This window comes from Oceanobacillus bengalensis (assembly GCF_003628445.1).
Lineage (GTDB): Bacteria > Bacillota > Bacilli > Bacillales > Amphibacillaceae > Oceanobacillus > Oceanobacillus bengalensis.
Genome location: NZ_RBZO01000013.1, coordinates 70,643 through 93,278 on the forward strand (window position 1 = coordinate 70,643; position 22,636 = coordinate 93,278).

The 22,636-nt window shown below is 36.9% G+C and carries 21 protein-coding genes and 2 riboswitches; of the genes, 11 read left to right on the plus strand and 10 right to left on the minus strand.

Annotated features, from left to right (window positions below):
- Positions 1–3: 3 nt before the first annotated feature.
- Entirely contained in the window at positions 4–1,527 is a 1,524-nt protein-coding gene (locus D8M05_RS09885) for a spore germination protein (RefSeq protein ID WP_245985279.1), read from the minus strand.
- A gap of 234 nt (positions 1,528–1,761) precedes the next feature.
- Here D8M05_RS09885 and D8M05_RS09890 point away from each other — a divergent pair, with 234 nt between their 5' ends.
- Positions 1,762–2,622 carry a proline iminopeptidase-family hydrolase gene (locus D8M05_RS09890; protein WP_121131323.1) on the plus strand — a complete coding sequence of 287 codons (861 nt, stop codon included), beginning with the start codon at positions 1,762–1,764 and terminating at the stop codon, positions 2,620–2,622.
- A gap of 158 nt (positions 2,623–2,780) precedes the next feature.
- Entirely contained in the window at positions 2,781–2,972 is a 192-nt protein-coding gene (locus D8M05_RS09895) for a YbxH family protein (RefSeq protein ID WP_121131325.1), read from the plus strand.
- A 60-nt stretch (positions 2,973–3,032) separates the two neighbouring features.
- Here D8M05_RS09895 and D8M05_RS09900 read toward each other — a convergent pair whose 3' ends face one another.
- On the minus strand, positions 3,033–3,971 hold the full coding sequence (locus tag D8M05_RS09900) for an ATP-grasp domain-containing protein (RefSeq protein ID WP_121131327.1): 939 nt from the start codon (positions 3,969–3,971) through the stop codon (positions 3,033–3,035).
- A 15-nt stretch (positions 3,972–3,986) separates the two neighbouring features.
- Positions 3,987–5,039: an LLM class flavin-dependent oxidoreductase gene (locus D8M05_RS09905; protein WP_121131329.1), complete on the minus strand. Its 1,053-nt coding sequence runs from the start codon at positions 5,037–5,039 to the stop codon at positions 3,987–3,989.
- Positions 5,040–5,121: 82 nt separating this feature from the next.
- Positions 5,122–5,231: riboswitch (SAM riboswitch) on the minus strand.
- A gap of 118 nt (positions 5,232–5,349) precedes the next feature.
- Positions 5,350–5,456: riboswitch (SAM riboswitch) on the plus strand.
- Between the two features lie 86 nt (positions 5,457–5,542).
- Here D8M05_RS09905 and ssuE point away from each other — a divergent pair.
- Entirely contained in the window at positions 5,543–6,094 is a 552-nt protein-coding gene (gene ssuE / locus D8M05_RS09910; RefSeq protein ID WP_121131331.1) for an NADPH-dependent FMN reductase, read from the plus strand.
- A 20-nt stretch (positions 6,095–6,114) separates the two neighbouring features.
- Positions 6,115–7,491 (plus strand): LLM class flavin-dependent oxidoreductase, encoded by a 1,377-nt coding sequence (locus D8M05_RS09915; protein ID WP_121131332.1) that lies wholly within the window; start codon positions 6,115–6,117, stop codon positions 7,489–7,491.
- Between the two features lie 58 nt (positions 7,492–7,549).
- On the opposite strand, the gene D8M05_RS09920 is transcribed toward D8M05_RS09915, so the two are convergent.
- Both D8M05_RS09920 and D8M05_RS09925 read right to left on the minus strand, forming a co-directional pair.
- A complete protein-coding gene (locus tag D8M05_RS09920; protein ID WP_121131334.1) occupies positions 7,550–8,719 on the minus strand; it encodes a peptidase in 1,170 nt (389 codons plus the stop codon).
- A gap of 754 nt (positions 8,720–9,473) precedes the next feature.
- Positions 9,474–10,658, minus strand: a complete 1,185-nt coding sequence (locus tag D8M05_RS09925; RefSeq protein WP_121131335.1) for an HD-GYP domain-containing protein — start codon at positions 10,656–10,658, stop codon at positions 9,474–9,476.
- Between the two features lie 202 nt (positions 10,659–10,860).
- Between D8M05_RS09925 and D8M05_RS09930 the strand changes: the two genes are divergently transcribed.
- Complete coding sequence (locus D8M05_RS09930; RefSeq protein ID WP_121131337.1) at positions 10,861–11,241, plus strand: SLAP domain-containing protein; 381 nt, start codon at positions 10,861–10,863, stop codon at positions 11,239–11,241.
- 57 nt (positions 11,242–11,298) lie between these two features.
- Here D8M05_RS09930 and D8M05_RS09935 read toward each other — a convergent pair whose 3' ends face one another.
- Positions 11,299–12,147, minus strand: coding sequence for a DegV family protein (locus tag D8M05_RS09935; RefSeq protein ID WP_121131339.1), 849 nt, complete (start codon positions 12,145–12,147; stop codon positions 11,299–11,301).
- A 186-nt stretch (positions 12,148–12,333) separates the two neighbouring features.
- Between D8M05_RS09935 and D8M05_RS09940 the strand changes: the two genes are divergently transcribed.
- On the plus strand, positions 12,334–13,890 hold the full coding sequence (locus tag D8M05_RS09940) for an ABC-F family ATP-binding cassette domain-containing protein (protein WP_121131341.1): 1,557 nt from the start codon (positions 12,334–12,336) through the stop codon (positions 13,888–13,890).
- Positions 13,891–14,359: 469 nt separating this feature from the next.
- On the opposite strand, the gene D8M05_RS09945 is transcribed toward D8M05_RS09940, so the two are convergent.
- On the minus strand, positions 14,360–15,283 hold the full coding sequence (locus D8M05_RS09945; protein WP_121131343.1) for an AEC family transporter: 924 nt from the start codon (positions 15,281–15,283) through the stop codon (positions 14,360–14,362).
- A gap of 267 nt (positions 15,284–15,550) precedes the next feature.
- Between D8M05_RS09945 and D8M05_RS09950 the strand changes: the two genes are divergently transcribed.
- Both D8M05_RS09950 and D8M05_RS09955 read left to right on the plus strand, forming a co-directional pair.
- The gene (locus tag D8M05_RS09950) at positions 15,551–16,597 is read left to right on the plus strand and encodes an ArsR/SmtB family transcription factor (RefSeq protein WP_121131345.1); all 1,047 of its coding nucleotides are present in this window, start codon (positions 15,551–15,553) and stop codon (positions 16,595–16,597) included.
- A 26-nt stretch (positions 16,598–16,623) separates the two neighbouring features.
- Positions 16,624–17,862 (plus strand): MFS transporter, encoded by a 1,239-nt coding sequence (locus D8M05_RS09955; protein ID WP_121131347.1) that lies wholly within the window; start codon positions 16,624–16,626, stop codon positions 17,860–17,862.
- Positions 17,863–17,894: 32 nt separating this feature from the next.
- On the opposite strand, the gene D8M05_RS09960 is transcribed toward D8M05_RS09955, so the two are convergent.
- On the minus strand, positions 17,895–18,098 hold the full coding sequence (locus D8M05_RS09960; protein ID WP_121131349.1) for a YwbE family protein: 204 nt from the start codon (positions 18,096–18,098) through the stop codon (positions 17,895–17,897).
- 70 nt (positions 18,099–18,168) lie between these two features.
- Positions 18,169–18,813 carry a PAQR family membrane homeostasis protein TrhA gene (trhA, locus tag D8M05_RS09965; RefSeq protein ID WP_121131388.1) on the minus strand — a complete coding sequence of 215 codons (645 nt, stop codon included), beginning with the start codon at positions 18,811–18,813 and terminating at the stop codon, positions 18,169–18,171.
- Between the two features lie 282 nt (positions 18,814–19,095).
- Here trhA and D8M05_RS09970 point away from each other — a divergent pair, with 282 nt between their 5' ends.
- The 3 genes from D8M05_RS09970 to D8M05_RS09980 all read left to right on the plus strand — a co-directional run bounded on the left by D8M05_RS09970 (position 19,096) and on the right by D8M05_RS09980 (position 21,411).
- Positions 19,096–19,347, plus strand: a complete 252-nt coding sequence (locus tag D8M05_RS09970) for a YiaA/YiaB family inner membrane protein (RefSeq protein ID WP_121131351.1) — start codon at positions 19,096–19,098, stop codon at positions 19,345–19,347.
- 83 nt (positions 19,348–19,430) lie between these two features.
- Positions 19,431–20,138 (plus strand): sulfite exporter TauE/SafE family protein, encoded by a 708-nt coding sequence (locus D8M05_RS09975; RefSeq protein ID WP_281271905.1) that lies wholly within the window; start codon positions 19,431–19,433, stop codon positions 20,136–20,138.
- A gap of 310 nt (positions 20,139–20,448) precedes the next feature.
- A complete protein-coding gene (locus tag D8M05_RS09980; protein ID WP_121131355.1) occupies positions 20,449–21,411 on the plus strand; it encodes a cation diffusion facilitator family transporter in 963 nt (320 codons plus the stop codon).
- Positions 21,412–21,464: 53 nt separating this feature from the next.
- Here the strand turns inward: D8M05_RS09980 and D8M05_RS09985 are convergent, their stop codons facing one another.
- The gene (locus tag D8M05_RS09985) at positions 21,465–22,625 is read right to left on the minus strand and encodes a PcsB-like coiled-coil domain-containing protein (protein ID WP_121131357.1); all 1,161 of its coding nucleotides are present in this window, start codon (positions 22,623–22,625) and stop codon (positions 21,465–21,467) included.
- Positions 22,626–22,636 lie beyond the last annotated feature (11 nt).

Genomic DNA, 22,636 nt, shown 5'->3' on the forward strand with positions numbered 1-22,636 from the left:
TCCTTATTTCTTCTTCATATCTTTTGGTTTCATATAACCTGGTCTAAAAATCTCATTTTGCAACATTTTCCGAAATATCGTATCTTTTGATGACTTATAGGTAGGAGTCATGGGAGCTAAGTAAGGCACACCAAATGTTCTAATTGATACAAGGTAAAATACACCTAACGTGAACAAAGCTACCATCCCGTACATTCCAAAAACCCCTGCAGCTATGACAAATATAAAGCGACTTAATCGTATCGCAAAGTTCATACTAATATCGCCAATCGCAAATGAACTTAGCCCACCTAATGCCACTACAATGACAACAATTGGACTAACGATATTCGCTTCAACAGCTGCCTGCCCTAGAATAAGTGCACCAACAATTCCAATGGTTGGTCCAATTGGTGACGGGACACGTAATCCAGCTTCTCTAATTAGTTCAAAGGCAATTTCCATGAGTAACACTTCAAATAAAGCCGGAAATGGTACCAGTTCCCTCGTTGAAGCAATTGCTAACAGTAAATCAGGTGGAATCATTTCAACATGAAAGGTTACAACAGCTACATAAAGTGCCGAAGTAAATAACGTAACAAATAAGGCAAAGAGTCGTAATACCCGTGTGAAATTACCATATGGAAGCCGTAAATAATGGTCCTCAGATGTATGATAAAAGGACCAAAACGTTGCTGGTACTACTAAAGAATCAGGAGAATTATCCATTAATAGCACAACATAACCATCTTCCAAAAACGAAACAGCCCTGTCCGGCCTTTCGGTATTTAGTACTGTCGGAAAAATGGATACATGACTTTCTTCTATATATTGCTCTAGGAGTGATAGATTTTGAACGGCATCTACATCCATCGTATGTAATCTACTTTTTACTTTGTCCACTATGTCGTCATTCGTTACGTTTTTAATATAGACAATGTAGGCTACATTATTTGATCGTTTGGATACGGTTTGCGTCTCTACAACTAAATTTTCATTTTTAATACGCTTCCTAATTAAGGAAATGTTAGTCGATGCTTTCTCTATAAACGCTTCCTTTGGACCTTTCACAACGGTTTCATTTTCTGGCTTCTCAATACCTCTGCTTTCGAAGTTTGATGCATTTAATATGTAGGCCTGCGTCTCCTCATCAACAAAAAGCACTGCACTCCCATTATTCACCTCTGTACATATGTCTGCAATTGCGGTTGTTTTAGAAATGGAAGGGACAGAAACTAGGTCATCTATTTTAACCTCTGAATCTTGATTTTTAAGTAAAGGTTCGATAACGTACTCATCAATCACTTTCGTATCCGTAATTGTACTTATAAAAAGAAGTGCTCCGTCCTTATTGAGTCCATTAATATGTATATTACGAATAGTGACATCTTGATTGTCTGGATAGGAGTAAATCGTTTTGAATATGTTTACCGTCTTCGTCAATTCGCTGTCAATTTTTTCGGAATTATCCTTAGACATATCGCCATCTAGCTTAGAGCCATTGTAAGCACGTTTTTCTTTCTTCCCACGAAACAATTTTTGTAGCAAATTCGAGCACCTCCAAACGCGCTATAAAGCTTGTACCTCTATGCATACATATAATTACTCTCTTACCATTCCACAATATAGATAGATTATGTAAGGTGTCTGTCATCGCTTAGGATTTTTACTATTTTCACATCTTTGCTATCCACAAAGGACTGAATAAGCTATCAATTGTAATTTAATGGTATGATAGTAATACAAGAGTGCGTGTCAGCGCTTAAGTTTGGAGGAAAAAACATGACTATAACAGAAGGATACATTGAAGTAACAGGTGGGAAGGTATGGTACGAGAAGCATGATAACGGATCAACTCATACACCTGTTATTGTTTTGCACGGTGGTCCAGGCTCATCTCATCATTCCTTACAGGGACTAAAGGTACTTGCTCGAGATCGACCGGTTATTTTTTATGATCAATTAGGTTGTGGTAAATCTGATCGCCCTAAAGACACCACATTATGGAATATTAATCGCTTTGTAGAAGAATTAGCACAAATAAAGGAAGCACTTGATCTTGAAGAATTCCATATTCTTGGTCATTCATGGGGAACAACATTGGCTGCAGCGTACACTCTCGCACATCCAGAAGGTGTAAAAAGTATCATTTTTTCAAGTCCATGCTTAAGTGCACCAATGTGGGCAGAGGACCAAAAGCGTAATCGTGAGCAATTGCCAATCGACGTTCAAATTACATTAAATACATGTGAGAGATTTGGTACAACAGACTCTGAAGAATACAAAAAAGCAACAGAGGTCTTCAATAAATACTTTGTATGTAGACTCGATCCAAAGCCTACTATTCTGAAAGAAGGAGCAAAATATAAAAATCCAGAAGTTTATAACATCATGTGGGGGCCATCAGAATTTCATGTAACAGGAAATTTAAAAGACTTTGACTGTACGGAACAACTTAAAGACATCACTGTTCCAACACTATATACCTGTGGCCGATATGATGAAGCAACACCCAAATCAACAGTATTTTTCAGTAGCCTAACACCGAATAGTACATTGCATATTTTTGAAAATAGCGCACATACACCATACCTTGAAGAAACGGAAGAATATATTAACGTAGTAAAAGACTTCTTGAAATAAGGTGCCTGTCACTCCTCGAATTTTGTCGAATTTGATTTCTACAATCACGTAAGGTGGGAGTCTTATTGTGGGCGAAAAGTAATATCAAATGGTTTTTATCCCAAAAACTGCGAACAATATGAAATGGAGAAACTTTTAACGAAGGAGTTGTTTTCATATTGGGTGCGATTGAACGTGGTGGATATAGATTTGAACCTGAATACAGTGTAATTGAACAAAATGGAGCTATTCACATATATAAACAAGGGGAATTTGTAGAAGAAGTGAGATTTTCCTTTTCAGGGAAATTTCCAGAACCTGGTCAAATAGACGAAATTGTTGAAGACTATTGCGAATCACGAGGAATTTAAATTTTGGTGCCTATCACCGTTCGGTTTTCGACATATTCCGACAAGTGACAGGCACCAATTTTAACTGATATTTTCGAGTTCATGGCTTAAGTATTTCGCAACTTCTAGCATACCAAATTTACCGCTATTTTCTTCTGCTTCGCTGTTGTAATTTGTATTTGTATTTATATCGTACGTAAAAAGATTCCCATCTTTATCTTCAATAAATTCAATACCAGCAATTTGGATATCATTAGCAGCAAGCATTTGCTCATATTTTTCAATAATTGGATGCTCAAACCCTTCTCTTATTTCAAACATGGCTGGTGCTGAACTTTCTTCACCTACAGGGCAATACAAATCGTCAATTCTACAAGCATCTGCTGGACATAATTCAAATCCATCTGAAGTATCTACACGCACTGCATAGATGAATTTACCCCCAACAAACTCACAACGTGTGATAAATGATTCCGGTGACTCAATGTATTCCTGAATGAGTGTAATTCCATCTACAGGTTCTTCAAAACGTTCACTTTCTACATAATCCTTTAATGCCTGAACAGAAGTAAACAATTGAACACCAAGTCCCTTACCTGCTCGGTTGTGCTTCGTTATGAATTTCCTTCCCTCAAATACTTTTGCAGCCTTTAAGATTTCTTTCTTTCCTACTGCAGCTATTGTTTTCGGTGTTTTTATTCCAAATCTCTCAAGCTCTATATATTGTAATACTTTACTAACTTCTAATTGTAATGCACGGCTTCCATTAATTACCGTTCGACCGTGATGCTCCAACCAAGCAAGTACTGCATTTGTTAATTCTGGTGAAAATCGATGACCACGTGTATGAGAAGAAGCACTCATACGATTATAAAAAATACCCTCTGGCGGAGTAGAAGTAAGATCCACTGTACCATTTTCAAGTAACCAATCTCCGTAAGGTACATGTAATTGTTCAAACCTATTAATTAGATGTTCCGTCCATTCACTATTTTCATGAATCACATAAATTTTGCTCAAACCGTCCACTCCTCATTAAATATTCGTTAATGATGCCCGTATTTCTTCCACTTTTGGCATCACTTGCTCTGAAAAACGTTCTAATTCCTCTAGTTGCGGGGAGCATTGTAATAATAGTAAATCAACCCCTGCCTCTTCAAATGCTAATATCTGTTTGGCAATTTGTTCTGGTGTTCCAATGAGATTTGGACGAATTCCTCGATTTGAAACGGAATAATCCTGTAACTGAACTTGTTGTTCCAACTGTGACTTCGATGTAAAATCCTTAAATCCAGCATAACCACTTAAATCTTTTACCGATGTAATGCGTTTCAGTTCTTCCTGTGCTTCTTCCTCTGTATCGCGACAAATGACATATGCAGCCATTCCAAATGTATGGAGAGGATCATGGCCAGCATTCTGTCTCCGCTTCTTCATGTCATCAATCTTGGCCCTCGCCTCTTCAACTGTATGACCATGGATAACGTAAGCATCACAAAGCGATGAAATAACTTGTTTTCCTTTTTCACTTTCTCCACCTGCATATAATACAGGATTAGGACGTTGCACTGGTTTTGGTGAAAGTTGTGTGTTTTCGATGTGATAGAACTTACCATCATAGGAGAACGTCTCCTCTGTCCACAATCCTTTTAAAACTTCGATAAACTCTTTCGTTCGATCATAACGTTCATCATGTTCGGTAAAATCTCCACCATACTGTTTTGCCTCTTCTGCCCACCAGCCAGATACAACATTTAACGTAAAACGACCATTACTAATATGATCAATATTTGCAGCCATCTTTGCTGTTACAGCAGGATTATGGTAGATCGGACGTACAGCTGTCATGATTTCGATTTTCTCCGTTACCGCAGCTAATGCTGCTGCAGTTGACCAAGCTTCGATTGAGTCCTTCTCTGTACCTTTGATATCATTTAAATATAATTCAGCAATTAACGTTGTGTCGTAGCCCCACTTTTCTGCTGACTGGACCACTTTCTTTGCATAATCAAAAGTTGGTGGCATCTTTTCATCTTCTACATTCCTGAGCCACCCACCAAAAATCGGTAACCAAAATCCGTATTTCATGACTTCCACCCTCTTCTAAAATTTAAAAAAACCCTTTCCCCCAAGATTCGGAAAAGAGTTCATACAACATGATTTTCTACTCTTCCTATCTTCCAAGCAATTTGCTTGATGGAATTGGCACAGTATTCTTATATGAAGAACCTGTTGCCGAGGCTTCAAAGGGCCATTTCCCTCCACCTCTCTAGATAGATAAATAACAAGAATTATTTAATTATTTCCATAATAGAGGAATATAGGAAAGATGTCAATAAGAAAAATCGCACTTGACTTATCGGAATACTTCAAATAGAATGTACTCAACAATTAAATATTCTTATCAAGAGAAGCTGAGGGGTCTGGCCCAGTGAAGCTTCAGCAACCTCTGACAGAGTCAGAAAGGTGCTAATTCCAGCAAGATTTTTTCTTGAAAGATAAGAGCGGAATAAGATACTACCCCTCTTTTCTTTTTATTGGAAAAGAGGGGTTTTTCCGTTACAAAACATTAAAAGAAAGGATGAGCACAAATGAGTGAGGTCGTCATTATTTCCGGTAGCCCTAACGTCTTTTCCGGATCTGAACAGGTACTGAAATTTTTAGGGAAGTTACTTTCAGAGAAAGGTGTTTCTATCACACATATTTCTATAAAAAATGTACCATTAGAGGATTTATTTGCAGGTAATTTTAACAGTCCTGCTATTAAAAATATTACAGCATTGATTGAAAAGGCGAATGGCGTCATTGTTGGTTCACCCGTATACAAAGGAGCCTATTCAGGGGTTTTAAAAGCATTAATTGATGTACTGCCACAAGACGTGTTCAAACATACACCTGTACTCCCCATTATGACTGGTGGAAGTCCGTCCCATCTACTAGCTGTTGAATACACATTAAAGCCTGTCTTAGCAACATTAAAAGCACATAATTTAAAAGGATTATACATGCTTGATGAACAAATTGATAAGCAAAGCAAAAATCCAATTACAGATAATGAGCTCCTACACCGTACAGAAAAACAACTCCACTATTTTATTAAATTAATAAATAATCCAATTGAAGTTGGTTCAGCCGTTTACTAATTTTAAGGAGGAAAAGTAACATGACAAAGAAGCGAATTTTTTTAAATGCATTTGATATGAACACACCAGGACATCAGTCCCCAGGATTATGGGCACATCCGGATGATGAATCACATCGCTATAAAGATAGTGATTATTGGACCCGATTAGCTAAGACCTTAGAAAAGGGTAAATTTGATGCCATTTTTATTGCAGATGTATTAGGAACGTATGATGTCTATCAAGGGTCAAGGGACGCAGCAATACGAGGTGGTGTACAATCTCCAGTAAATGATCCCTTTCTGATTGTACCGTTAATGTCTGCAGTTACGAAACATCTTGGATTTGGTGTTACAGCATCCATTACACATGAACATCCGTATACATTTGCACGTAAAATCAGTACATTGGACCATCTAACAAAAGGCCGTGTCGGATGGAATATCGTCACATCCTACCTAAAAAGTGCTGCAGTTAATATGGGATTAGAAGATCAAATTAAACACGATGAAAGATATGCAATTGCTGAGGAATATTTAGAGGTTTGCTATAAGCTTTGGGAGAGAAGCTGGGAAGCTGATGCAGTTAAGGTGGATAAAGAGAACAACATTTATACAGATCCAGATAAAGTTCACAATATAAACCATGACGGAAAATATTTTAAAGTACCTGGAGCACATCTATGTGAACCTTCACCGCAACGAACCCCTGTACTTTATCAAGCTGGCGCATCCACCAAAGGGCGTGCATTTGCAGCAGAGAATGCTGAATTAGTATTTATTGGTGCACCGAATATTGCCACAGCTAAAGAAACGGTCGATAAAATTCGTATGGATGTTGAAAAAACCGGAAGATCACCTGAAGAAGTAAAAATCCTTACGATGTTTATTCCAATAGTTGCTAAGACGGAAGAAGTAGCCAAATTGAAATATGACGATTATAAAAACTATATTAGTAAGGAAGGTGCATTAGCATTATTCGGCGGTTGGACTGGAATCGATTTATCCAGCTATGCACCTGATCAAGTTATTAGCTATATTGAAAATGATTCCATTCGATCAGCACTTGAAAATTTCACAAAGGTTAACCCTGACAGGCCATCAACGGTTGAGGATATTATAAACGCCATTGGCATTGGTGGCATGGGAGCTTCTGCCGTTGGTTCACCTGAGCAAATTGCTGACGAGATGGAAAGGTGGTTAAATGAGGCAGATGTCGACGGCTTTAATATTGCTTATGCGATTACACCGGGAACATTTAATGATTTTGTAGATTTAGTTGTACCAGTATTACAGCAGCGAGGTTTGGTACGTAAAGAATATGAGGGAACAACACTACGAGACAACCTATTTGGAAATGGAGACTATTTACCAGAACATCACCCAGGAAAACAAATAAAAACTTTAATAGCAAAATAGGCCGGTGCCTGTCACTTGTCGGGATTTGTCGAAAATTGAACAGTGACAGGCAAGCTTATTATCTATTTTTCATCCATGAATAGCAGAGGAAGCAAATTAGCAATACGAATTGGCCCACAAAAACAACTGCATCCCAAAACGCTATGCTTCCAACTGGGCGTAATAAGTTTGGTAATGTTTGCGAAAGAGCAAATACTCCTTGTGGAAGAAAATAAAAGATAAATAAAGTAATTGTAAACAAAATACCAAAAATATAAAACAAACTGTACAACCGTACAATATTTCTTTCTCCGTCAAACATCTCTGTCGTTTTATCCGTTTTTAAAAATGGGAGGCCTTTGCTTAAAAATTGTTTCCCATTTTCCATTACGTTATAGCATCCTGTAATATTCTCAAATAAATAATACATATCCGTTTTCATATAAAAACTGCACTGGTAAATAAATTTAATAAAGATATCAAGAATAACGATCCCCGCTATCCCAGTAAGTAGTGTATTATCTTCTGGAAAAGCCAATTTTATACATAGCGCAATAAACAGCATTATTTGATCAAAGCACATACCCGCAAGATATAGATTATTTCTTTGCTTTGGTTCCAATCTCCATGCCGGTGTCAAATCTGTTTCAAATACTACAAAAAACAAGCGATGTCCGATGCTCAGTTTTGCAGGTAAATTATAAGACCGCATCGCCAATACATGTCCAAATTCATGCATAAAAATCAGGAATAATGTAATAGCCATAAAAGTAAGCATATTAAACATCATCGTATCAAATAAAAATAGATCCTGATAATAAGGTAATAACACAGGATCCATCGCAAATAAAAAAATATTCATAAAAAAGATTGCTATAAAAAGTATTATTGTTACTTTATTAAAGAAAAACTTCCCAACCCTAGGTGAAATCCCTATAAAACTAGCAGGAGATTGGTTTTCCTTCGTAATCTGCACTATTTCTCCATCAATTTCTTTAACAAGTCCAAGCTCGATAAGTTGGCTTGTAAAGTCTACCATATCAACCTCTTCTTCCGGAAACGTTGCAACTAGTTTCTTTTCTATTTCCTCTAAAGATTCCCCCTTATTCATTAAATTAATTGCCTCGATACATATTTTTGGCATTTCAAAATAATCTCCAGAAAGACTATCTTCCACAATATAATGTCTTTTATCTTTACGAATCGTTAGGGGGTAAAGCTTTATATGAGATTGTTGTGATAGATTCATATGACACCGCCTTTAAAACGAGTAAAAGAGGCTGGAACAAAAGTAATTTGTTATTGAAAGATCCGAACGATACCTCAAAATCTGCCAATACAATTCAAATTAGTTCGCATCTTATATAGACTTCGGATCTATTTAATTCAGTATAGTTTAGTTCTCGCTTACACTTATTAATGCTATGTGCTACAATTCGCTGCGGCAGAATGCTTCGCGGACCTTAGGGCACGGCCTCAGCCCTCCTCGCGGAAAAAACGCCGCTGCGGGGTCTTCGGACACGTGCTATTCCCGCAGGAGTCTACGCATTCTGCCTACGCTATGTTAAGTGCTCTAGATGTTATTAAAGCTATTGAACATAAAATCACGTTTTGGGCAGTTTTTCCTCGCAAAAGCAGCATTTTTTTAGTGGAAATCAAGTATAGCAGAATCTTAGTGGAGGAAACACACGTAGACTCCTGCAGGAGGAGAGGCCTAGATGAGACACCGTAGTGCGTCAGCACGAAGGGGGCTCATCAGCCGCCTGCGGAAAGCGAAGTGTGTTTCCGGAACGACGTACTTCTCATTATACTGAATTAAAGAAATCAACACTTTATATCAACTATGGATTAACATTCTAAATTCCCTATCCTATAATCGTTCGTCTTTATAGCGGAAGGCTTTTGTTTGGCCTCGCCTCTTTATCTTAATATTTAGCGTCCCACCCACGGGCACCACCAGCAAGTTACTTTAATCTTTTTAAGTTTACGGATTTTCATAAAGTTCACCCCCCTTGTAATATCTTCTCCTGATTATCTATAGCTTGATGGTGTTGCTTATAATAAAAGTTAACCCACTCAGGATATACCTTTGTAAAAGCATCAACCAATTCAGGGTCAAATTGTGTCCCCTTCCCATCTATTATCCTCTTAAAAGCTTCATCTAAAGGTAATGCCGCTCGATAAGAACGCGTAGAAGTCATCGCATCGAACGAATCTGCAATCGCAGTAACTCTAGCAAGAAAAGGTGTTTCTTTTCCCTTTAACTGGCTCGGATATCCTTTCCCATCCCAACGCTCATGATGGTGAGAAATTACATCAATATGCTCTGCTATTCCTTCCACTTCTTTCACTGCTTCTGCACCTACAACTGGATGTGATTTAATAATATCCATCTCCTCATCAGTTAGCCTATCTGGTTTTATTAAAATAGCGTCAGGGATATGAATCTTACCAATATCATGAAGCAAACATGCATAATAGAATGTGTTTAACTCAAATTCTTTATAATTCCCAGCTTCCTTCGCTAAAATCATAGCATATCCTGCTACCCTATCACTATGACCACGTGTATACGGATCTTTTAATTCTAAAGCGGCAATAATACCTTTTACGATACCCTCTAGTTGTTTATCATAGGAATTCTTAATAGCATCGACGTAACCATAAAATCGATTTAACAGGATGTAAGCCACCAATGACAATACAACTACTATCACTATCGGGAAAGCAACTAATGGTTCTAGTAGTGCTATACCTACTATAGCATATTTGAAAATTGTTCCCAATGACACAAAACAGAAGAACCTTTTATTTACAAAAATAGGAGAAAATAAAACAATAACAATTTCAATTACATTACCACTACTATATGTCGTTTCCATTCCCCAGTACATCCATAGATCATTTAATATATTTAAAGAAAGAAAGATTATAAAATAAATGTACTTTATTGGCCATGGATACTGTCTTTTCATTAAAGAAATAGATATAGGCAAGAGACCCAACATGATAATATAGATAAATAGATTCAACCCAGGTCGGGTTCCTGATCCCCAAGGAGTTTCAGGTAAAATATAGTAATAAGTTATATCATAAACAAGATAAATCGTATAAAATATCCATAAAAACCATATGGTTGTCCGCGTCTCTTCATGTAATAACGTTTCTATTTTAGCTCTTTGTTGCATAATTAACTCCTTTAGTATATAAGTTCACAACGTATAATGATACTAGAAAATCATTTCATCAGCAATTGGTATTTTATCTCATCTTCTAATGGAAATGGGGCTAATGAAATAAGCATGCTTGCTTCTACTTCTTCAATGATAGTAGTATGGTAGATAGACGAAAGAGGAAATAATTAACTTACATTAAAAAAGGAGGAAAATAATGACACAAACGCTTGTTTTTGAATCAGCTTGGGATAGAACCATTGCAAAGATTGATCGCGAAAGAATCCAGAACATCTTTCAAGATACGAGTAGATCTCTTCATTTATCTATACAATTTACAACATTAACCATTGCAAGGAATTATAAAGGAGAGTTATTGGTGACTGTCCTTATTCATAATCCCACCAATGACGATCTCGCTTTTTATGAAAAGGAAATTTATTTTACGGCTAATGGAAAAACAATTGCAAAACATACCTTCACCCACCCTTCCCTTTTGGTTAAACAAAAAACAAGTATGCCTTGGACCTTTATTTTTCCAGTTGGTAGTTTTAATGATGAGGATAAAATCGAGGATGGTGTATTGGCTATCGTATGATTTATCAAAAAAGTGCAATGGATCATCCTTTCCAATGCACTTTTCCTACACAACTAACTATACATTCCAAAACACGGCAACTGTTCCCTCGCCTGCATGAACAGCTAGTGAAGAACTGATATCCCCGATAATTGTGTCTAATCCTGGAATCTCTTCTTCTATTTTTTGTTTCAATTCACTTGCCTTTCCGATTGCATTACCATGCATAATCCCTATTTGCGCTACTTTATTCTCTTCACACGACTGTTTCAGTAATTCTACAATCCGATTTGTTGCCTTTTTCTCTGAGCGCACCTTCTCATATACGTCAAGCTCACCACTTGATTTAATAGAAAGGATCGGCTTGATTTTCAAAAAATTACCAAGTAGAAATTGTGCACCGGACATTCTTCCACCTTTATATAACTGTTCCAAGCTGCCTAACAAGATTAGATTTTTTGATGTTTTCGCATCTTCTCGTAATTGTTTCGCAATTTCTTTTTTCTCAATCCCCTGTTCAACCAAATCTAGTCCTTTATAGAGAAGACTCGTAATTGCATAGGATAATGATAGCGAATCAATTACTTCTACATCAAATGCTGCTTGGTCTTTCCCATTTGTTGAACTTGAAAGCGTCCCGCTCAGCTTTTGAGAGACATGTATAGCAATCGCGTAATCATAATCTTTTTTTAATTCCTCATATAAAACCGCAAATTTCCCAACAGATGGCTGCGAAGTTTTCGGTACTTCTTTTTGATTTCGGATGATGTCATAAAGCACGTCAGAGGTTAGGTCCACACCATCTTCATATTCACGACCTTCTGAGATCAGTACAATTGGCACAACATAAATATCTGGGTGATTTCGTAATTCCTCCGTTAAATATGCTGTGCTATCTGTTACAAAAGCAACCTTCTTTTTTGTCATACGCCCCACTCCTCCCTATTTACCTTGCTTATTATGATTATACAAGGAAACCCGGATTATACCAAGTATTAGTATTAGGTGCTAATTTTATTATAGTAAGTTTCAATGAATCATGACTTTCCCTTTCTGGTAATGACCTATATAATAGAACAGAATGTACTTTTAGAAGGAAAAGGTGTTTGATACATGAGTTTACTTACTGTTAAAAATTTAAGTCACGGATTCGGAGATCGTGCCATTTTCGATGATGTTTCATTTCGTTTATTACAAGGAGAACATATTGGACTAATCGGGGCAAATGGTGAAGGAAAGTCCACGTTTATGAATATAATTACACAAAAATTAGAACCGGATGCTGGAAATGTAACATGGGCTAAAAATGTACGGGTCGGTTATTTAGATCAGCATGCCGTTCTTAAACAAGGGATGACCATTTTAGATGTACTACGAACTGCTTTTCAATATTTGTATGATATGGAAGCAGAAATGAATCAGCTTTTCGCAAAAATGGGCGAAGTTGGCCCTGATGAATTAGAGAAACTTCTTGAGGAAACTGGGCAAATGCAAGATGCTTTAACAAATAGTGACTTCTACATTATCGATGCAAAAGCAGAAGAAGTTGCAAACGGACTTGGTCTTGATGAATTAGGCTTAGAACGTGATGTCCATGACTTAAGCGGTGGACAACGAACGAAGGTATTGCTTGCTAAATTGTTACTGGAAAAACCTGATATCCTACTTCTTGACGAGCCAACAAACTATCTTGATGTGGAGCATATCGAGTGGCTAAAAAATTATCTTTTGGCGTATGAACATGCGTTTATTCTCGTTTCACATGATATTCCTTTTCTAAATAGTGTCGTTAACCTAATCTATCATATGGAAAACCAACAACTAACACGCTATCCAGGTGACTATGATGAGTTCCAACGTGTGTACGAGATGAAGAAACAACAGGTTGAAGCAGCGTACAAAAAACAACAAAAAGAAATTGCTAATCTAAAAGATTTTGTTGCGAGAAACAAGGCAAATGCCGCAACAAGCAGAATGGCCATGTCTCGTCAGAAAAAGTTGGATAAGATGGACGTCATCGAGCTTGACGCTGAGAAACCGAAACCAGAATTCAACTTCAAACAAGCACGTACGCCTGGTAAGTATCTTTTCGAAACGAAGGACCTTGTCATTGGCTATGATGAACCTTTATCTCGCCCACTTAACTTATCAATGGAACGTGGGCAAAAAATTGCATTATATGGTGCAAATGGTATCGGTAAAACGACGTTACTCCGCAGTATTATTGGAGAAATTCCTGCTGTATCAGGTTCCGTACAGTTAGGTGAACATCTTCATATTGGATATTTTGAACAAGAGATTAAAGTAGAAAACCAAAAGACTTGTATTGATGAAATTTGGGATGAATTCCCGCATTTCACACAATATGAAGTACGTGCAGCCTTAGCAAAATGTGGTTTAACAACAAAACATATTGAAAGTAAGGTACAGGTACTTAGTGGTGGAGAAAAGGCAAAAGTTCGTCTATGTAAATTATTGAACAATGAAACCAATTTACTCGTGCTTGATGAACCTACGAACCACTTAGATCCTGATGCAAAAGCAGAACTTAGACGTGCGCTAAACGAATACAAAGGAAGTGTCCTGCTTATTTCCCATGAACCTGACTTCTATGAAGGAATTGTAACGGATAAATGGAATTGTGAGGATTGGACGACGAAAGTTTTTTAGTTGAGATTAGCTCTTACTAATGCGTCTTTCTAAGAAAAGACCAGAAAAAGAGGATTAAATTATATCATAAATCGTTCAGATAACGTGAAAAAAATCCTAAATCACAGGATATGTAACATTAGCTAAACAATTAACAATGCAAATAGCATACAAAAAAGCTTGAGGGAATTTTCAAACCTCAAGCTTTTTGACTTTTCCCGTTAGCACAACAAAATAAAGCCTAAGCATAAATAAGCTTTGGAAATGCTTCAACTTGAGAGAGCTTATCAAGTTACAAATTCTTAGTTTTTAGTACTAAACAAAGTACAATTCCCCATCGCCTTCACAGCAGCACATCCAACTAGTAAGCTGAAAATAATAGTTGCCATTAAGAGGAGAAGCGGTTTATCGTTCAAACTTAGCGCTTGCTTATTTGTTCATTCAACAGGATAAACCAACTTAATTTTTACTAAGCACATGAGTCATCGTGTTAAAACAATAGCATCGACATATAAATAACAACCGTTACTGTAATGCTGCTTAGAAGGGTGGAAAATAGTACAATCTGTGCATGTAATTCCGGTGCCACCTGGTATTCGAGTGCAAGGGTAGCTGTGTTCCTTGAAGTTGGAAATGAACTCGCAATAAGTAATGACTGAGCGATGACCCCCTCAATCCCCAATATAAAAATAAAAGCAAGAGCAAACATCGGACCTCCAATTAGCCTTCCCAGTATGCTCAAGCCAATCACTCGGTGAAATGAAGTAAAACGGATATTGGCAAGTTGCGCACCTAAAAGGAGCAGTGCCAGGGATGCAAAGCCACCGGCAAGTTGTTCTAAAGGAATCAGAACAAACTTTGGTAGCGGAACATAGAAAACCTGGAAAATCACCCCTAAAGCCAATGCATGAATTATAGGTAGCCTGAGGAATGATTTCAATATATCTATGACAGATTTTGAAGTAGATATTAAGTTATATAACCCGTATGTATAGGTAAGCAAGTTCTGAAAAACAAGCACAATAATTTGCACAGAAACACCTAAAGGATTCGCACTGAAAATAAGCTGGCTGACCGGCAGCCCGTAGTTGCCGGAATTTATCAGGGAAATGCTATTTTTTAAAGCCGTACGCTCTGCTCCCTCAATCTTAAATGCCTTCGATAAAACTGTGCTTAAGAGTATTAAACTGGATGAAAACAACAGTAAATAGAACAATAACTGACCCAGTAATTGATAATCAAATTCTACCTGGTAAATATTCAAGAAAATGGCTGCAGGCATGAAACAGTAGGTGATAAGATTTGCTATCGGCCTGAGCTGAAATTGGAACCTTTTTTGCATTACTGCCCCAACTGTCATTAATAGTAAAATCGGTAATATGACTTCCATAAAGACAAGACTGATATAGCTCATATAAGACCCTCATTTCCCTAGAAAGATAAATGTGATTGTTATATCCTGCAGTCACTAACTTTGCCCCTGCTAAATAATAACAACAGAGCATCTTTTAGGTTCCATATACAGAAATTTATGATTTATCTTCATTTTATAAGAAAGATGGTTATTATACAAATTAATAAAAATCATTAGAACTGATAATTAAAGTTTATTATTCGAAATATATTGAATTTATCATTCTATTAATATAGAATTAACTTAACTAAAGCGAGGTGTAAATTGATGGATGTTTTTAGTACTACAAGTAGAGAACGCGAAACTTATTCTATTGAAGTAAAATACTCAACGTTATGGGAAAGTGCATTAGGGATAGCTGCTATTACAAATAACCCTTTATTAGACTCTTTAGAGAAGCCACTAAGTTACTTTCAAGGGATGAAGGATTCCATATCTCCCGAATTACGTAAACAATTGGATGATGTAGAAAAAAATAATACATGGAAAGCCTTACTCCAATTACTACATCAGAAGGATTTCTCATCCTTGGATGAATTCACTTCTTACATACAAGAACTCTCTACAAATGAGTTGAAATTCATATGCTTGCCGTATTTAGGTGACTCACATCAACGATTAAGAGAACGTGCTGCTAACAAAGATAAGGAAGCAGTAAAGCAATTAACAAAGCTAACGCAAGATAATCCTTTTTTTCCTAAATATATTGCATATATCAGTAATGCAGATACAAATTCCTTGAAAAACCACCTAATTCATGTGATGACAGGATGGTATAAGGAAATAATTTTACCCGAATCCGAACAATTACTGAACATCTTGCAAACGGATGCAGAGGTGAAAATTCATATGAAAAAGAAAATGAAACCTGAGGAATTGGTAGAATGGGCAACATCTGGTATTGCCTATACTCCTGAACCGAGTGTACACAACGTATTATTAATTCCACATTATATTTACCGACCATGGAATATCGTTGCAGATTTAGAAGGGACTAGGGTTTATTATTATCCAGTATCCAATGACAGTATCTCACCAAACGATAAATATCTACCAAGTAACTTTCTAATATTAAAATACAAGGCATTAGGGGATGAGACTAGATTAAGAATAGTTAAATTGTTGTTCGAAAATAGTCGTACACTTCAAGAGATTACAGAAAACTTAGATATGGGAAAGTCAACGATTCATCATCATTTGAAAATATTGAGATCCGCACAGTTAGTAGAAATAAAGGATTCAAAATATGTCCTTAAAAAGAAAGCAATTAAATCAGCGGCAAAAGAATTAGATACTTACCTTCACCAAGTTTAGACCTAAAGTTAAAATAAGTTGGTGCTATTTTGAGTATATTTAAAAATCGTTCATTCATATATATTTGGTTAGGTAATGCTATATCAGAACTTGGAGGGGCATTTGGAACGTTCTGCAACTCTCTTCTAATCTATGAATTGACTGGTTCAACATTCGCTCTGGGGAGCATGTGGTTATTATATTTTGTTCCTTCCCTCCTATTGCAATTGTTCATTGGCCCTTCTATCGATAAATGGAGCAGAAAATGGATTATGATTTTCGCCCTATGGGGGCGAGGGGGAATTTTCCTAATTCCACTTATAGGATATTTGGCTGGTACATTAGTTCCTTGGCACATTTATGCGGTACAACTTGTTGTTGGATTAATCACACCATTATACGTTCCAGCGAATCACGCCATTTTACCAAGCATCATTGCCAAGAACCAGCTAAGTAAAGCAAATGCATATGTAGATGGCACCGTTCGTTTAATGACCTTTATGGCACCCATAGTAGCTGGAATCGTTATCGAATACATCGGTGTAACGATTACTCTGATTCTCGTTTGTGTCCTTTTAGCCTTGAGTGGGACATTATTGTTATTTATTCAAGAAGAAAGAAAGATGCAAGATGTTCGGAAAACATGGTTGGAACAATTTACAGAAGGTATTCACTACTTTTTTAGTCAAAAAACAATGGTATGGCTAGGTATTTTTCTTGCTTTTGTACAGTTTGGTGTTGGTGTCACAATGGTAATCAACATCCCATATATTACTGATGTACTAGGTGGAAACTATGCCTACTATGGTTACTTCATGGCTGGTTTCCCTTTGGGCTATGTCATTGGCACCTTACTTGTTGGAAAAATAACACTGCATAGCAGAAGAGTACTTATGCTTGGTTCACTATTGATTGGTGGCCTTACCTATATCAATCTAGGAATCACTCATTCTATCGTTATTGCAATTTCAACAGAGATAATTGCTGGTATTGTCATGGCAATTTTCAATATCCATAATTTAACTATTTGTCAACAAACCGTACCAAACCATTTAATGGGAAAAGTTCTCTCCGTACGTCTATTGATCATTAGAGGAATGATGCCACTTGGAGTATTAGTTGGTGGAACACTTAGTGTACTTTGGGGAGTTCGACCTTTGTACCTGTTTATTGGTACGGTTATTACTTCCGTATCCATAATTGGGATTCTGTTACCTTATTTTAAGTTTATTGATCAACCTGTTGAAATCGAAACAGATACAAGAAAAAAGGCCACTACGAAGTAATGTACTTGCAGTGGCCTTCAATCCGTGTATATTTATTTGGTTGATTCGATTACTTCCTTCACTCTACCAACAATCCCACCTTCAAGCATCACTTTAATTCCATGTGGATGTGTGGGAGAATTTGTAAGTATTCTAGAAACAACACCCTCTGTCAGTTTCCCACTGCGTTGATCCTGTTTTTGCACCACGCTCACTTTTAGTCCTATCTTAATATTATCTCTTTTTGTTCCTTGCATAATGACGACCTCCTTTTTTTAAGTTAGGGAACAGAGTTGTTATAACTTCTGTTCCTATTTTTATCTAGGTCTATCTTGGTAACAAATAAAGCAACACACAGAAAAAGTGTGCAATTGTTCCAGCAAGTACGAACAGATGCCATACTGCATGATGGTATTTGAACGCGCGCCACACATAAAATATTGCACCAATCGTATAACAAAGTCCACCAACTACCAGTAAAACGACCCCGTCTGGATGTAAATTTGCCACAATCTGTTTCCATCCAATTGTAATTAACCAGCCCATTGCAACATAAAGAATCGTTGAAGTGAAGAGGTACTTTTTAACAAAAAAGGACTTAAAAACAATTCCAGCAACCGCAAGCCCCCATACAATTCCGAATAACGTCCACCCTAATGCACCCTGAATGACAATTAATGTAAACGGCGTATAAGAACCTGCTATAAATAAGTAAATGGAAGAATGATCAAATATCTCAAATAAATCTTTTGCCTTCCCTTTTGGTAATGCGTGAACAAGTGTTGATGATGTGTATAAAAGAAACATCGTCGTTCCGAAAGTCGTAAAACTAACCACATGCCAAGCGGTTCCATGTATCGAAGCAAACACAATCAATACGACTAATCCAGCAATACTTAGCGCCGCTCCTATTCCATGGATTGTTGCATTTGCAATTTCCTCACCCTTTGAGAAGGTATGTGTCTCAGCCAATCCTATCATTCCTTTTAAGGTGCCTTTCACCGCTTGCGTTTTCGACATTTATCGACAAGTGACAGGCACCTCCCTTATTATTGTTATCTTATTATAACAGAAGCATTTTTGTTTACGTATCTCTTACTATCGTATTTTTCCGTTTTACAGTAATTTTATAATATGACACAGTAAAATCACATTTTATAAGCGGCATAAATCGTAATAAACTACATTGCTCTGGGTTCTTTTTTCTTCGGTTAATAAGTATATATTTATGGTAAACTATTGGGAGGTCTTATCATGACAAGACACAGAAGGAGAAATACACCAGCCTTTACATTTTTATCGTATTTTACTTTAGCAGCTGGTGTTGCCTTATTTTTAGTTGGACTTTATAACGCTGATATGGAGTTACATGAGAAAGGCTACTATGTGGCAGTTATGCTATTGGTAGCAGTAGGCGCAATCCTAACACAAAAAGTAACACGGGACAATGCTGAGGACGATGAAATAATTGAAGAACAAAAGAGAAAAGAAAACAACATCGAATAGGGTGCCTGGCATCGTCCATATTTCGACACTTCACAACAATTCTCGACAGGTGACAGGCACCGGAAGTTGGTGCTTTTTTGGATATGTTTCTATTTGTTTTTATCATTTTGATTGCATCTATTCTGCAAACGAGTACAGGGTTTGGTTTTTCGATTTTGGCTACACCATTCTTACTTATGATATTTGAACCAAGAGAAGCAATACAGATTAATTTATTTGCTTCTCTTATTATCTCTGTGGCATTGATAGCTAAAATTCAGAAAGATATCGACTTTGTTATTTTAAAACGATTGATCGTTAGCAGTTGGATTGGCTTACCAATAGGTATAATCATCTTCTTATTAGTAGATATTACTAAATTAAAACTCGGCATTAGTATTATCATTTTATTGTTAACGATTCTTTTGATGTTACAATTTCGAATGAACCAAACGAAGAGCCGGGATTTTATGGTAGGGGGATTATCAGGAGCATTAACAACTGGTATCGGGATGCCCGGTCCTCCTTTATTGCTTTATTTTTCAGGAACTTCTACAGAAAAGGCGAAACTTAGAGGGACTACGCTGGCCTTTTATCTATTCATCTATTCTGTCAGTTTAGTGATCCAGGTGCTCTTTGTTGGAACAAGCAAAACCGTTTGGATTTCAAGTGGGCTTGCTTTACCATTGGTATTAATAGGATTAAATCTAGGACAACTTATTTTTAAATGGATAAATCAAAGCCTTTTCCAAAAGATTATTTATGTTATCTTACTTTTTACTGGGGTAAGTCTTTTAATTGAAAGTTTGTAAAAGGATAAAGGTGCTTCGAATTGTTTGAGCACCTTGATATTTACATCAATACATGATAAGATGCTCATATATCGATACATAAAAATGAGGGATTAATAATGGAGGGAAAAGTAAATCATAATAACTTAGACGAAGAAACACTATTTATTGTGTCACAAACACTATTCTCATCATGATGAGCCTGTAATGAACACCCTTAAACAAAACCATCGAACATGCTAGTCACCTATAATACTGTATAAAAACAAGCACTCAAATATTATTATATGAATATATACTAATATAAATAATTATATGGGGAGGTATAATTATGGGACACAATCACAGCCACAGTCATGATCATACACATCATGCCAATAAAAAAGCACTAATGATAAGCTTTATCATTATTACGACATATATGATTATCGAGGCAATCGGCGGATTTTTAACAAATAGTCTAGCCCTTTTAAGTGACGCAGGACATATGCTTAGTGATGCAATCTCACTTGGTGTCGGGTTATTAGCCTTTACATTGGGGGAAAAGGTTGCAGATTACAGCAAGACCTATGGGTACAAACGTTTTGAAATATTAGCAGCTGTTTTTAATGGTGTCACACTTATCATTATCGCACTTTTTATTTTTTATGAGGCTTTTCATCGTTTCACTAATCCCCCTGAGGTTGCTTCAACTGGAATGTTAGTGATAGGATTCATCGGATTACTCGTTAACATCCTCGTTGCTTGGATACTCTTACGCGGTGGAGATACGAAAGAGAATTTAAATTTACGTGCGGCCTTCCTTCATGTTATCGGTGACATGTTAGGTTCGGTTGGGGCAGTTGTTGCAGCACTCGTAATCATGTTTTTTGGATGGGGCTGGGCTGATCCACTTGCAAGTGTTATTGTGGCCCTACTTGTTTTGGTAAGCGGGTGGCGAGTGACAAAAGATGCCGTTCAAGTATTAATGGAAGGTACCCCAAAGAACATCGAAATCAAAGAAATTATTTCCATTATTGAAAGCACTCCTGAAATCGATAGTATCCATGATCTCCACGTTTGGAGTATTACAAGCGGGCAAAATGCACTTTCCTGCCATGCAGTGGTAGATAACAATTTATCGATACAAGAGTGTCAGGCATTGCTTCGAACGATTGAGCACAAACTAGAACATAAAGGAATTGGGCATGTAACCATCCAGATGGAAAGTGCAGAACATTCTCATGAAGACTCCATCTTATGTCAACAAAAGCACGAGAATAAAGTGCACTCCCATCAACATATGCACAACTAAAAAAACAATGCCCGGCACACATAAGATGCCTGGCATTGTTTTTTTAGTGCTTGTTACCAAATAGTCACATTAACTGTGCGAACACCCCAGTTTGCTGCTTCTTTCGCTGTTGGGACGAAAACATCGATTTTCTTTCCTTTTATCGCACTGCCAATATCACCGGCTACGGCATAACCATATCCCTCAACATGTACAACACTTCCTAGTGGGATAACTTTCGGGTCAACAGCAATCACTTTTGCATTCGGATTCTTGATTAAATTAATTCCAGTATATGTCCGGCCAGATCCTCCCGCACTATCAACAGTATACGCTGTAGAAACAACTGAAAAAGTCGTACCCTTCTCAGAATCTTTGACTACTGGTCCTTCTTCTTTTTTCTCCGTTTTAGGCGTGTCCTTTTTCTCTATTTTACTTAGCTGCACAAGTTCTGTCTGTTTTTCCTTTTCACGTGCTTTCTTTTCTTCTGCCTCTATTGTTGCTTTAGCATCAGCCTCAAGTCTGGACAACTTACTGTCTTCCATTTCTAAAGAGGCAATTCTCGTCGTTAGTTCTTCCTCTTTATTTTTAAGTGCTGCTTTTTGTTGTGTGTTTTTAGCCTTTTGTTCTTTGATTAGTGCACTCGTATCATCTAATTGCTGTTTTAATCCATTTAATTCATCCAAATTATCCATAACGATTGTTTGATTTTCCTGAACCTTTTTCTTGTCTTCTTCTTGTTTCTCCATCAGATTTGCATCAGCTTCAGCAATCCGATTCACCGCAGATACCCGACTAATAAACTCACCAAAACTATTTGCTCCAAATATAACTTCTAAATAATTGATTGATCCACCTGATTGTTGATAGGAAACAACACGACTCTTTAATATATCATAGCGCTCTGCTATTGCATTTTCTAAGGCTACAATTTCTTCCCCTAATCGTTTCACGTCAGAAATCGTATCCTCAATATCCTTTTCCGTGTCCGCTACCAACGCTTCATTCGCCGCAAGTTCCTCGTTAAGGCGGTCAATTTCAACATTATAATTCTCTATTTCTATTAAAATATCACTAACTTCACTTTCAGCTTTTGATAGATTTTCTTTAATTCCTGCTCGTTCATTCTGAATGGAATCTAGATTAGTTGAAGTTTCTGCACTAGTTGGAATACCAAAAGATATGCTACCCAAAATTATAGTAAATATCATCATTACTACTACAGTCTTTTTCATACTTCTCCTAC